12 protein-coding genes are annotated in these 13,098 nt (G+C 72.1%); 11 read left to right on the forward strand and 1 reads right to left on the reverse strand.

The features are described 5' to 3' along the window. The first annotated feature begins 19 nt into the window (after positions 1-19). From AAHG09_RS13170 to AAHG09_RS13190, 5 genes are read left to right on the forward strand one after another with little or no spacing between them, the layout of a single operon-like run. Positions 20-892, forward strand: a complete 873-nt coding sequence (locus tag AAHG09_RS13170) for a fumarate hydratase (RefSeq protein WP_342107723.1) — start codon at positions 20-22, stop codon at positions 890-892. Positions 893-902: 10 nt separating this feature from the next. Further along, on the forward strand, positions 903-1,514 hold the full coding sequence (locus AAHG09_RS13175) for a fumarate hydratase C-terminal domain-containing protein (protein WP_342107725.1): 612 nt from the start codon (positions 903-905) through the stop codon (positions 1,512-1,514). Next, on the forward strand, positions 1,511-3,235 hold the full coding sequence (locus AAHG09_RS13180; protein ID WP_342107726.1) for an L-aspartate oxidase: 1,725 nt from the start codon (positions 1,511-1,513) through the stop codon (positions 3,233-3,235). Before AAHG09_RS13175 ends, AAHG09_RS13180 begins: the two co-directional genes overlap by 4 nt. A 13-nt stretch (positions 3,236-3,248) precedes the next feature. Beyond that, on the forward strand, positions 3,249-4,874 hold the full coding sequence (locus AAHG09_RS13185; protein ID WP_342107727.1) for a thiamine pyrophosphate-binding protein: 1,626 nt from the start codon (positions 3,249-3,251) through the stop codon (positions 4,872-4,874). 27 nt (positions 4,875-4,901) lie between these two features. After that, entirely contained in the window at positions 4,902-5,906 is a 1,005-nt protein-coding gene (locus tag AAHG09_RS13190; RefSeq protein ID WP_342107728.1) for an ABC transporter substrate-binding protein, read from the forward strand. Positions 5,907-5,924: 18 nt separating this feature from the next. Here the strand turns inward: AAHG09_RS13190 and AAHG09_RS13195 are convergent, their stop codons facing one another. Beyond that, complete coding sequence (locus AAHG09_RS13195; RefSeq protein ID WP_342107729.1) at positions 5,925-6,671, reverse strand: sulfite exporter TauE/SafE family protein; 747 nt, start codon at positions 6,669-6,671, stop codon at positions 5,925-5,927. A gap of 473 nt (positions 6,672-7,144) precedes the next feature. On the opposite strand from AAHG09_RS13195, the gene AAHG09_RS13200 reads away from it, so the two are divergent. From AAHG09_RS13200 to AAHG09_RS13225, 6 genes are all read left to right on the forward strand, one after another. Then, a complete protein-coding gene (locus tag AAHG09_RS13200; protein WP_243905841.1) occupies positions 7,145-7,462 on the forward strand; it encodes a UxaA family hydrolase in 318 nt (105 codons plus the stop codon). A gap of 7 nt (positions 7,463-7,469) precedes the next feature. Then, positions 7,470-8,750, forward strand: a complete 1,281-nt coding sequence (locus AAHG09_RS13205; RefSeq protein WP_342107730.1) for a UxaA family hydrolase — start codon at positions 7,470-7,472, stop codon at positions 8,748-8,750. A 145-nt stretch (positions 8,751-8,895) separates the two neighbouring features. Further along, on the forward strand, positions 8,896-10,257 hold the full coding sequence (locus AAHG09_RS13210) for a cation:dicarboxylate symporter family transporter (protein ID WP_342107731.1): 1,362 nt from the start codon (positions 8,896-8,898) through the stop codon (positions 10,255-10,257). 12 nt (positions 10,258-10,269) lie between these two features. Further along, the gene (locus AAHG09_RS13215; protein ID WP_342107733.1) at positions 10,270-11,211 is read left to right on the forward strand and encodes an NAD(P)-dependent oxidoreductase; all 942 of its coding nucleotides are present in this window, start codon (positions 10,270-10,272) and stop codon (positions 11,209-11,211) included. Positions 11,212-11,215: 4 nt separating this feature from the next. Continuing rightward, entirely contained in the window at positions 11,216-12,205 is a 990-nt protein-coding gene (locus AAHG09_RS13220) for an Ldh family oxidoreductase (protein ID WP_342107734.1), read from the forward strand. 147 nt (positions 12,206-12,352) lie between these two features. Then, positions 12,353-13,090, forward strand: a complete 738-nt coding sequence (locus AAHG09_RS13225; RefSeq protein WP_342107735.1) for a GntR family transcriptional regulator — start codon at positions 12,353-12,355, stop codon at positions 13,088-13,090. The last annotated feature ends 8 nt before the right edge of the window (positions 13,091-13,098 follow it).

Here is a 13,098-nt window from a genome sequence, read left to right on the forward strand (position 1 = left end):
TCGCCAGCGGAGCCCCGCCATGGATCTCGACATCCGCGAATTCGAGGCCGTCTGCCGCGACCTCTACGTCCGCGCCCTGAAGATCCTGCCCCCCGACATCAAGGCGGGCTTCGCCGATCTGCAGCGGAGCGAGACCAGCGCCACCGGCCGCGCCATCCTCGACACGATGGTGGAGAACGTCGCGGTCGCCGAGCGGACCCGGAACATCCTCTGCCAGGATACCGGCATCCCGATCTACAACATCGTCATCGGCGCCGACGTCCGCTACGACGGGGCCGCGCTCAAGGCCGCGATCCGGCGCGGCTGCGAGCGGGCGACCAAGGATTTCTCCCTGCGCTCCTCGGTGGTCCACCCGATCACCCGCACGAACGAGCAGACCTCCTGCGGCATCCGGGTGCCGATCATCCACATCGACTTCGACGACCGGCCCGAGACCGTGGCGGTCGAGATGATCCCGAAGGGCTCCGGTTCCGAGAACGGCTCGTTCCTGCAGATGCTGCTGCCCTCCGACGGGATCGGCGCGGCCAAGCGCTTCGTCATCGACCGGGTGATCGAACTGGGCGGCCGGGTCTGCCCGCCGACCATCGTGGGCGTCGGGCTCGGCGGCACCTCGGACCTGTGCATGCACCTCGCCAAGGTGGCGGCGACCCGGCCGCTGCGCTCCGTCTGTTCCGACCCGGAGGGCGCCCGGATCGAGGCCGAGCTGTCCCGCGCCGTGAACGAGCTCGGCATCGGCCCGCAGGGCCTCGGCGGGCGCTCCACGAGCTTCGCCGTCCATGTCGAGCTCGCCGCGACCCACATCACCCAGAACCCGGTCGCCGTGAACATCCAGTGCCACTCGGCCCGCCGTGCCCGCGCGACGATCACGCCGGGCGGCATCGCGTTCGATTGAGGAGCAGACCGTGGCCCATCACGTCCTCGACATGCCGGCCACTGAGCCCGAGATCCGGGCCCTCCGGATCGGCGACACCGTCACCCTGCGGCGCTGGCTGTTCGGCATCCGCGACGCGACCCTGATCCACATGTTCGACCGGGGCCGCCGCACCCGGCTCGACCTCGACGGCCACGCGGTGATCCACACCGCGCCGAACGTCCACCGCGTCCCGATCTCCAACGAGGCGCCGGTCGGCTTCGCGCCGTTCTGCATCGGCACCACCACGTCGATGCGGATGGAGCGCTTCACCGACGCCCTGATGGAGCGGGAGGGCGTGCGCCTCATCGTCGGCAAGGGCGGTATGGGTCCCGCGACCCTCGACGCCTTCGCGCGACGCGGGGGCGCCTATCTGGCGATCGTCGGCGGCGCGGCGGCGCTGGAGACCACCTGGATCGAGACGATCGTGGACGTCGACCTCGACGACCTCCACCCCGAGAGCCTGTGGCAGTTCGCGATCCGCAATTTCGGCCCGCTGCTGGTCGGCATGGATTCGCACGGGGGCTCGCTCTTCGCCGACGTTCAGCGCGACGTGGCGGCCCGGCGCGATGCCGTCATCGCCTCCCTGGAGGACGCCCGATGAGCCCCGAACGGGTCGAGACCGACATCCTGATCCTCGGCTCCGGCGGGGCCGGGCTGTTCGCCGCGCTCCACGCCAAGAAGGTCGCGCCCGAGCTCGACGTCACCGTCGCGGTGAAGGGGCTCCTCGGCAAGTGCGGCTGCACCCGCATGGTCCAGGGCGGCTACAACGTGGCGCTGGCGCCGGGCGACTCGGTCGAGCGGCACTTCATGGACACGATCGAGGGCGGCAAGTGGCTGAACGACCAGGGGCTCGCCTGGACGCTCGTCACCGAGGCGCAGGTGCGGATCCGCGAGCTGGAGACCGAGCTCGGCTGCTTCTTCGACCGCAACCCGGACGGCAGCGTCCACCAGAAGGCGTTTGCTGGCCAGACCTTCGACCGGACGGTGCATAAGGGCGACCTCACCGGCATCGAGATCATCAACCGCCTGTCCGAGCAGGTCTGGCGCCGGGACGTGCGCCGCCTGGAGGATCACCGCGCCCTGGAGCTGATCCCGGCCCGGGACGGCTCGGGGCTCGCCGGCGTGCTGATGCTCGACATGCGCACCGGCGAACCGAAGCTGGTGCGGGCCAAGGCCGTGCTGCTCGCCACCGGCGGCGGGCCGACCATGTACAAGTACCATACGCCGTCGGGCGACAAGTCCTGCGACGGGCTCGCCATGGCGCTGCGCGCCGGGCTGCCGTTGCGCGACATGGAGATGGTGCAGTTCCACCCGACCGGGCTGCTCGCCGGTGCCGGAACCCGCATGACCGGGACGGTGCTGGAGGAGGGCCTGCGCGGGGCCGGCGGCTGGCTCCTCGATTCCACCGGCCAGCGCTTCATGGCGGCCTACGACCCGCGGGGCGAGCGCGCGACCCGGGACGTGGTCAGCCGCTCGATCATGCGGCGGCTGCGCGACGGCTTCGCCACCCCGAGCGGGGGCGTCCACATCCAGATGAGCCATCTCGGGCCCGAGGACGTGCGCCGCCGGTTCAAGGGCATGGTCGAGCGCTGCGCCGATTGCGGCTTCGATCTCGCGGGCGGGCTCGTCGAGGTCATCCCCACCGCCCACTACATGATGGGCGGCCTCCAGTTCGCGGTCGATTGCACCACCGCGCTGCCCCGCCTCTTCGCGGCCGGCGAGGATACCGGCGGCGTCCACGGGGCGAACCGGCTGGGCGGCAACGGGGTGGCGAATTCCACGGTGTTCGGGGGGCTGGCCGGCCAGTCCATGGCGCGGGCCGTGCGGCGCGAGGGCCGCCTCGCCGAGCCCGATCCCGCCGCCATCGAGGCGGGCCTCGCCCGCGCCTACGGCCCGCTCGGCCGGCCGGCGGAGTCGCTGCCGGAGATCCGCGAGGCGCTCTACGCGACGATGTGGGCCGATGTCGGCATCCTGCGGGACGCGGCCGGCCTGACCCGGGCGCTCGCCACCCTCGACGGGCTCTCCGACGCGGTCGCCCGGTCCGGCGCGCCGGACGGCGACCGCCGCTACGCACTGACCTGGATGGACCGGCTGAACCTCGAGAACCTCGTCCTGGTCTCGCAGGCGGTCGCCCGGGCGGCGCTGGCCCGCACCGACAGCCGCGGCGCCCATTTCCGCGAGGATTTCCCGGAGGCCTCGGACCTCGCGACCTCGCACTACACGGTGGTCCGCCAGCGCGGCGGGGCCCTCGACCTCGCGATGGAGCCGGTGCACTTCACGCATGTGCGGCCCGGCGGCTCGCTCCTCGACGCCGCCGCCTGAGGAGAGCCCGTCCATGCAGACCCTGCGCGGCGCCGACATCGTGGCCCGGACCCTGGAGGCGCTCGGCGTCACCCGGATCTTCACCCTGTCGGGCAACCACATCATGCCGGTCTTCGACGCCCTGCTGGAGACCGGGATCAGCCTCGTCCACACCCGCCACGAGGCGGCCTGCGTCCACATGGCCGACGCCTGGGGCCGGCTGACCGGCGAGGTCGGCGTCGCGCTGGTCACGGGCGGCCAGGGCCACACCAACGGCGCGGCGGCGCTCACCACCGCGCTGGCGGCGGAATCCCCGGTGCTGCTGCTCTCCGGCCATGCCGGCCTGTCCGAACTCGGGCGCGGCGCCTTCCAGGAGCTGGCCCAGGCCGACATCGCCCGGCCGATGACCAAGGCCGCCTGGACCGCCGGCTCGGTCGCCGCCCTCGGGCCGGACCTCGCCCGAGCCTTCCGGATCGCCCGGGAGGGGCGGCCCGGCCCGGTCCATCTCAGCCTGCCGGTCGACCTGCTGGAGACGGCCGTCCCCGCCGCCTCGGTGCGGATCCCGGACCGGGCGGCGGCCGCGATCCGGGCCGCCGAGCCGGCGCCCGATCTCGTGGCCGACCTGCTCGCCGCCCTCGCCGCGGCGGAGCGGCCGCTGATCGCCTGCGGCCCGGCCCTGTGCGACACCTCCGGCCGGGCCGCCCTGGCGGCTTTGGAGGAGACGATCGGCCTGCCGGTCGTCGGCATGGAGAGCCCGCGCGGGATCAACGACCCGGCGCTCGGTGCCTTCGCGGAGATCCTGGCGCGGACCGACCTCCTCGTCCTCCTCGGCAAGCCCCTCGACTTCACCCTGCGCTTCGGCGCGGCGCCCGCCCTCGCTCCGGATTGTCGCTTCGCCATCGTCGACCCGGATCCGACGCTGCTGGCCCGCGCCCCGGCCGCCCGCCTCGCCGTCTCGGGGCTCGCCGATCCGCGACCGGTCGTGGCGGCGCTGACCGCGCGGGCGACCGCCCTCCCCCGCCGGGACGCTTGGCATCGCGAGGCCCAGGCCGCCCTCGCCCACCGGCCGCCCGGCTGGGCGGATCTGCGCGGGACCGAAGGGCGCCTGCACCCGGTGGAGCTGTGCCGGGCGGTCGACGCCTTCCTGGAACGCCATCCGGACGGCACGCTGATCTGCGACGGCGGCGAGATCGGGCAATGGCCGCAGGCCCTGGTCCGGGCCGGGCGCCGGCTGATCAACGGCGTCTCGGGCACGATCGGCGCCTCGATCCCCTTCGCGCTCGCCGCCGCGCTGGAGCGCCCCGGCGCCCCCGTCGTCGCGGTGCTCGGCGACGGCACCTTCGGCTTCCACATGGCCGAGTTCGACACGGCCGTGCGCTACGGCGTCCCGTTCATCGCGGTGGTCGGCAACGACGCGCGCTGGAACGCCGAGCACCAGATCCAGCTGCGCAGCTATGGTCCCGACCGGACCCGCCACTGCGACCTGCTCCCGACCCGCTACGACGCGGTGGTGCAGGCGCTCGGCGGCTTCGGGGCGCTGGTGACCGAGGCCGCCGCCCTCCCGGCGGCCCTGGAGGCGGCCCAGGCCAGCGGCCTGCCGGCCTGCATCAACGTGATGATCGAGAGCGTGCCGGCACCGGCGATCCGCCGGCCCGGCTGAGGGGACGACGCCTTTCGGGAGGGGATCATGCGCAGACGCGACGTTCTGGCCGGGGCCGCGGCGCTCCTGGCGAGCCCCGTCCCGGGGCGGGCGGAGGAGGTCGGCGCGGTGGCGATCGCCCGTCAGCCGAGCCTCGGCCATCTGCCCCTGATGCTGATGGAGGAGCAGGGCCTGCTCCAGAAGGCGGCGGCCGACCGCGGCGTGGCGGGGCTCCAGGCCCGCTACCTCACCCTCGCGGGCGGCGCCGCCATGAACGACGCCCTGCTGTCCGGGACGATCCAGTTCGCGGCCGGCGGCGTGCCGCCCCTCGTGCTGCTCTGGTCGAAGACCGACGGCACCGCCATGGCGGTGAAGGGCGTGGCGGCGATGAACAGCATGCCGCTCCTGATGAACACCAGCAACCCGAAGGTGCGCACCCTCGCGGACTTCACCGACCGGGACAAGATCGCGCTCCCCGCCGTGAAGGTCTCGGTCCAGGCGATGTTCCTGCAGATGGCCGCCGAGAAGGAACTCGGCGCAGCCCACCGCCACGACCTCGACCGGCTCACCGTCACGCTCTCGCACCCCGACGGGATGGCGGCGCTCCTCGGGGGAACCGAGGTGACGGCGCATTTCACCGCCGCCCCGATCCAAGAGCTGGAACTGCGCCGACCCGGCATCCGCACGGTGCTGAACAGCTTCGACGTGCTGGGCGAGCCCTCGACCTTCAACGTGGTCTGGGCCTCCGCGGCCTTCGCGAACGCCAACCCCCGGGTGTTCGCGGCGTTCGGCGCCGCCCTGGACGCGGCGCTCGCCGCGATCACGGCCGATCCCGCGGAGGCGGCGCGCGCCTACGTGCGGCTCGCCCGGGACGGGAGCGACGTCGGGCTGATCACCGAGATCCTGAACGACCCGCAGGTCTCCTTTACGGCGACGCCCCGGGCGATCGGCAAGGTCGCCGACTTCATGGCGCGCACCGGCACGATCCGCCGCCGGCCGGAGAGCTGGAAGGATCTCTTCTTCGCGAGCGCCCATGCCCGGGACGGGAGCTGACCCGTCGCGTCGGCCGCCTCAGCCGTGCAGCAGGCCGGGGAGCGCCAGGGCCGTCGTGGTCAGCCCGATCGCGGCGAGCAGCGCCAGGACCAGGGTCCGGAAGCGCCGCTGGTCGATCCGGGCGAACAGCGCGAGCCCGGCGAGCACGCTCACCAGCACCACCGGCAGCGCCAGGGCGAGGTCGCCGACGAGTTCGGGCGGCCGCGGATCGAGGTACACGAGCATCGTCAGCGCCCAGATCTGCATCACCAGGGTGAAGGACTGGTAGACCGCCCGCTGGGTGCGGGGCTCCCAGCCGCGCACGAGGCTCCAGGCCGTCGGCAGGGCCCCGGACAGGCCCGCGATGCCGCCCAGCACGCCGCCGAGGAAACCGACCGCGCCGTCGCTCCAGCGATTGCCGAATCCCACCCGGTAATCGGCGCGCAGCAACGCGATGCCGCCGCTGTAGACGACCAGGAAGGCGCCGATCGCGACCTTGATGAAGCGGGGATCGAGATCGTGCAGCAGATGGATGCCGATCGGCGCCCCGACGAGGCCCGGCAGGATCATCGCGAAGGCGGTGCCCCGCGGCGGCCACATCCGCAGCCGCAGGATCGAGATCACCTGCGAGAGGATGCTGCAGACGAGCACCAGGGCGGTCGCCTCCACGGGCGAGCGGATCGACAGCAGCGTCCCGGAGGCGATCAGCGCGAAGGCGAAGCCCGTCAGCCCGGAGACCAGACCGGCACAGCCGACGCAGAGGACGAGGAGGAGCGTGTCGCTCACCGGGCGCGCCCGGCCCGGCCGATCCCATCCGCGCGCGCACCCGCCATCCTGGTCCTCCCGGCCCGCGTCCCGCCGGGGCGGGCTCTCCTCTGAATGTATCTTATATAAGACTTGCCATGCGAGACAAGCTGCGGGCGTCATGCCCGGTTTCTGGGGAAGTACCCCGACCGACTCGCGCGAGTGGCGTCAGTCGCTTGCTGGACAGGCTGCCCGGATCTGCCGCGCGCCCGCCCCGTCTTTTGGAGCTGTCAGACCCACACAGTGTGGGCCGCGATACGGTTGCAGAATACGGCGCGGGTCCCCTCTCCCGCACGGGAGAGAGCACGTCGCGCGCTGCAGGGCCGGCTGCCTCAACCCCCGAATCCATGAAATCACCGCCGTCGCACAATCACCCGTTGACGCCCACCATCTCATAGGTCTTATATAAGACCAGTCGCCGCCAGGAAGCCGACGACCACCATCAGGAGGACCGCATGAGCAGCCACGCCGCGTCCGGCGAGGGGCACCGCAAGCCGCATCTTCTCGCCCATTCCCCCCAGGACAACGTCGCCGTCGCGGTGATCGAGGGCCTGAGCGCGAACACCGACGCCTTCGGGGTGATCACCGAGAACGACACCACCTTCGCGGTCCATGTCCGCCACGACATCCCGATCGGCCACAAGGTCGCGCTCACCGACCTGAAGGCCGGCGATACGGCCATCAAGTACGGCCAGGACATCGGCAAGGTCATCAAGGACGTCGCCAAGGGCGAGCACGTCCACGTCCACAACGTCAAGACGAAGCGCTGGTGAGGTGACGATGTTCAAGGAAGCCGCTCAGCTCGATCACGAGATCGCCACCCCCTTCGTCGGCGGTGCCCCCGATCAGTTCGCCACGCAGGCGCTCGCGACCAAGCGCGCCTCGCAGGACTACACGGCCGCCACCTTCATGGGCTGGCGCCGGGAGAACGGCCGGGTCGGCGTGCGCAACCACGTCGTGCTCCTGCCGCTGGACGATCTGTCCAACGCCGCCTGCGAGGCGGTCGCCAACAATGTGAAGGGCACGATGGCCCTGCCCCACGCCTACGGCCGGCTGCAGTTCGGCGAGGATCTGGACCTCCACTTCCGCACCCTGATCGGCATCGGCTCGAATCCGAACGTCGCCGCCGTCGTGGTGATCGGCATCGAGGACCAGTGGACCAACCGCGTCGTCGAGGGCATCGCCAAGACCGGCAAGCCGGTCTGCGGCTTCGGCATCGAGGGCCACGGCGACATCGCGATCGTCGCCAAGGCGAGCTACCAGGCCAAGCGCTTCGTGCAATGGGCGACCGAGCTCCAGCGCGAGGAATGCCCGATCGCCGACCTCTGGGTCTCGACCAAGTGCGGCGAGTCCGACACCACCACCGGCCTCGCCTCCTGCCCGACCGTCGGCAACATGTACGACAAGCTGATCCCGCACGGGATCTACGGGGTGTTCGGCGAGACCTCGGAGATCACCGGCGCCGAGCATCTCTGTCGCGAGCGGGCGGCCAGCCCGGACATCGCCGACAAGTGGTACACGATGTGGAAGGCCTACCAGGACGACGTGATCGAGGCCCACAAGACCGACGACCTGTCCGACTCGCAGCCCACCAAGGGCAACATCGCGGGCGGCCTGACGACGATCGAGGAGAAGGCCCTCGGCAACCTCGAGAAGATCGGCCACGAGTGCCGGTTCATCGACGCGCTCCAGCCCGCCGAGGCCCCCGCCAAGGGGCCCGGCCTCTACTTCATGGACACGTCCTCGGCGGCGGCCGAGTGCGTGACCCTGATGGCGGCGGCCGGCTACGTGGTGCACACCTTCCCCACGGGACAGGGCAACGTGATCGGCAACCCGATCGTCCCGGTGATCAAGATCACCGGCAATCCCCGCACCGTGCGCACCATGGGCGAGCACATCGATGTCGACGTCTCGGGCGTGCTCAGCCGCGAGATGACGATCCCGCAGGCCGGCGACGCGCTCATCGACATGGTGGTGCGCACCGCCAACGGCCGGCTCACGGCGGCCGAATCCCTCGGCCACCGGGAATTCGTGATGACGAAGCTCTACCGCAGCGCCTGACGCGCCGTCGCGGACGATCAAGTCCGGCGTCCTCGGATCACGGTCCGGGGACGCCGCCCCGACGCCACGGGGTCCGGACCACGAGGGGAGCGCGACCGCGGGGCACGTCGCGGCGTTCTTCCGTCACGTCACATTGGAGGAACGCATGAGGCTGCTGCGGTCGATCTACGGCCAGGTTCTGCTCGGCATTGCCCTCGGCATCGCGCTCGGCGTGGTCGCCCCCGACATCGCCGTGGGCTGCAAGATCTTCGGCGACATGTTCATCAACCTGATCAAGATGATCGTCGCCCCCGTCATCTTCTGCACGGTCGTGGTCGGCATCGCGCATGTCGGCGACATGAAGAGCGTCGGGCGGATGGGCCTGAAGACGATCGTGTATTTCGAGGCCGCCACCACGGTGGCGCTCGGCGCCGGCCTGCTGTTCGTCAACCTGCTGCGCCCCGGCGACGGCGTGAACGCCACCGTGGAGAGCCTCGATGCCAAGCTGGTGGCCGGCATCGCCGGCAAGGCCCACGCGCAATCGCCGATGGAGATCATCGCCAACATCATCCCGCACAGCGCGGTCGACGCCTTCGCCAAGGGCGACCTGATCCAGGTGATGTTCTTCTCGGTGCTCGTCGGCATGGGCCTGGCGATGCTGGGCAAGAAGGGCGAGTTCCCCCTGAAGGTGGTCCACGCCTTCGGGGACGTGCTGATGAAGGTCGTGGGCCTGATCATGCACGTGGCGCCGGTCGGCGCCTTCGGGGCGATGGCCTTCACCATCGGCAAGTTCGGCCTCGGCATCCTGGCCCAGTATGGGCTGCTGGTCGTCTCGCTCTACCTGACGTTCTTCGTGTTCATCGCGGTCTTCCTCGGCGGCGTGATGCGGTTCTACGTGGGCCTCAGCCTGTGGAAGCTGTTCCGCTACAGCCGCGAGGAGCTGTTCATCCTGCTCGGCACGACCAGCTCGGAATCGGTGCTGCCGCCGATCATGGCCAAGCTCAACGGGCTCGGCGTCGACAAGAGCGTCACCGGCCTCGTGATGCCGGCCGGGCTCTCGTTCAACATGGACGGCTCGTGCATCTACCTGACCATGGCGGTCGGCTTCATCGCCCAGGCCCTCAACATCCCGCTGACCTGGGAGCAGGAACTCGGCATCCTGGCGATCGCCCTCGTCACCTCGAAGGGCGTGGCGGGGGTGGCGGGCGCCATCCTGTTCGTGCTGGCCGCGACGCTCCAGGCCTCGCAGCTCCTGCCGGTGGCGGGCATCGCGCTGATCATCGGGATCGACCGCATCCTGAACGAGCTGCGCTGCATCACCAATACGGTGGGCAACATGGTGGCGACCCTCGTGATCGCCCGCTGGGAGGGCAAGATCGACCTCGCCCAGGCCCGGGCGGTGCTCGACGGCCGCATCACCCCGGATCTCGACCTGCTCGACGACGAGGAGCCCGCGGATGCGCGCCCCGTCGGCGAGCCGGCCGCGGCCTTCCGCCGGCCCCTGCTGGCCGCCGTGCCGACGACCTGAGAAGGAATGGTCATGCCCAAAGTCGTCATCAGCGAGTTCATGGACGAGGCGGCGATCGCCGCGGAGCTCGCGGGCTTCGACACCCTGTACGATCCCGGCCTCGTCGACCGGCCTGACGCGCTGGCGGCGGCGCTCGCGGGGGCGGACGCCCTGATCGTGCGCAACCGGACCCAGGTGCGGGGCGCCCTGCTGGAGGCCGCGCGGGACCTCAAGGTGGTGGGCCGCCTCGGGGTCGGGCTCGACAACATCGACGGTGCGGCCTGCCGGGAACGGGGCATCGCGGTCTACCCGGCGACCGGCGCCAATGACGGGGCGGTGGCCGAATACGTGGTGGCCACCGCGATGCTGCTGCTGCGCGGCGCCTACGGGGCGACGGCCCGCGTCGCCGCCGGCACGTGGCCGCGCAACGCCCTGATGGGCCGCGAGATCGGCGGCAAGCGGCTGGGCCTGCTGGGCTTCGGCTCGATCGCCCGGGAGACGGCCCGCCGGGCCGCGGCCCTGGGCATGGCGGTCGCCGCCCACGACCCGTTCGTGGAGGCCGGGGATCCCGCCTGGACGCCGGATCACGGCCCGGTGCGCCGCCTCGACCGCGACGCGCTGATCGCGGAGAGCGACGTCCTCTCCCTGCACGTGCCGCTCACCGACCAGACCCGCGGCCTGATCGACGCGGCTGTCCTCGCCCGGATGCCGAAGGGCGCCGTGCTGATCAACGCCGCCCGGGGCGGGATCGTGGACGAGGCCGCGGTGGCGTCCGCCCTGCGCGCCGGCCATCTCGGCGGCGCGGCGCTCGACGTGTTCGACCGCGAACCCCTCGACGCGGAGGCCGGCGCGGTCTTCGCCGACGTGCCGAACCTGATCCTGACGCCGCACATCGCCGGGGTGACCCAGGAATCGAACGTGCGCGTCTCGTCCGTCACGGCCCGGGCCGTGCGCCGCCACCTCACGGAACGCTGAGCCGATGCCGATCCTGACCCTGCCGGACGCCGAGGACCTCGCCGCCCAGGCCCTCATCCGCTGCGGCACCGCCGAAGCGGCGGCGAAGAGCGTCGCCCGGGCGCTGGTCGGCGCGGAAGCCGACGGCCTGAAGGGCCACGGTCTGTCGCGGGTCGCGCCCTACGGCGCGCAGGTCCGCGCCGGCAAGGTCGCGGGCGATGCGGTTCCCCGGGCGGAGCACCCGCGGCCGGGCCTGCTCGCCATCGATGCCGCCCACGGCTTCGCCTATCCGGCCCTCGACCTCGCCCTGGAGGCGCTGCCGGGGCTGGCCCGCCACCAGGGGATCGCGGCGGCCGGCATCCGCCGCTCGCACCATTGCGGCGCCGCGGGGCGGCCGGTGGAGGCCCTGGCCGAGCAGGGCTGCGTCGCGCTCCTCTTCGCCAACACGCCGGCCGCCATGGCGCCCTGGGGCGGGCGTCAGGCCGTGTTCGGCACCAACCCGCTGGCCTTCGCCTGCCCGCTGCCGGGCCGGGCGCCGATCGTGGTCGACCTCGCCCTGTCGAAGGTCGCACGGGCCAACATCGTCGGGGCGGCCAAGAACGGCGCGCCGATCCCCGAGGGCTGGGCCCTCGATTCCGAGGGGCGCCCGACCACGGACGCGAAGGCTGCCCTCGACGGCACGATGGTGCCCCTCGGTGACGCCAAGGGCACGGCGCTCGCCCTGATGGTCGAGCTGCTCGCCGCCGGGCTCGTCGGCGCGCGCTTTGCAGGGGAGGCCTCCTCGTTCCTCGACGCCGCCGGGGACCCGCCGGGCACCGGCCAGCTAATCATCGCCCTCGATGCGGCGGCGCTCAGCCCGGACGCGCCGGAGCGCTTCGCCGCGCTGGCCGGGGCGATCGAGGGGCAGGACGGGGCCCGGCTGCCCGGCAGCCGCCGGCTGGGGCTGCGCCGCCGGGCCGCCGAGGCGGGGCTCGACGTGGCCGACGCGCTGGTGGCCGAGATCCGGGCGCTGTGATGCGAGCGGTGATGCGTATTGCCGCGCTCCGCGGGCCGACGTAAGCGAGAGGAGGGCGCGGTGCTGGATACAACCTTCGACGCTCTGCCCGCAGATGGGGCTCGGCGTCGTCACGCGATGGAACGGTCAAGCCAAGGGCAGGCAGGTGTGGGGCAGGCAGGTGCGGGACGCCCCGGCGGCGTCGGCTTCCGGCCGCTGTACCGGCAGGTCTACGACATGCTGCTGAAGCGCCTCGCCGATGCGGTCTGGCAGCCCGGCCAGATGCTGCCGAGCGAGGGGCAGCTCGCCGTCGAACTCGGCGTGAGCCAGGGCACGGTGCGCAAGGCCCTCGATGCGCTGACCGCCGACAGCCTGGTGGTGCGCCGCCAGGGCCGCGGCACCTTCGTGGCCGACCACGACGACAAGCAGAGCGTCTTCCGCTTCCTGAAGCTGCGCCCGGACAACGACGGCGTCGGCATGCCGACGAGCCGCGTCACCGGGATCGCGGAGGCCGCCGCCAGCGCCGACGAGCGCGGGCGGCTCGACCTCGTGCGCGCCGCCCGGGTGGTGCGGATCGAGCGCGTGCGCGCCGTCGATGCGCGGCTCTGCGTGGCCGAGACGATCAGCGTTCCGGCGAGCCTGTTCCCGGGCATCGCCACACTCGAATTGCCCAACACCCTCTACAGCCTCTACGCGACCCGCTACGGCATCACGATCGCGACCGCCAACGAGCGGTTGAAGGCGGTGGCTTTGGGTGCCCGCGAGGCGGACCTGCTCCAGGCCCCGGCCGGCACGCCCGCCCTGGAGATCGACCGCATCGCCATCGATCTGGAGGAGCGGCCGGTGGAATGGCGCCTCTCGACCTGCCTGACGCAGGAGGTCCACTACCTGTCGGTCCTGCGTTGACCGGGGGC

The organism is Methylobacterium guangdongense, from assembly GCF_038442355.1.
Classification (GTDB): domain Bacteria; phylum Pseudomonadota; class Alphaproteobacteria; order Rhizobiales; family Beijerinckiaceae; genus Methylobacterium; species Methylobacterium guangdongense.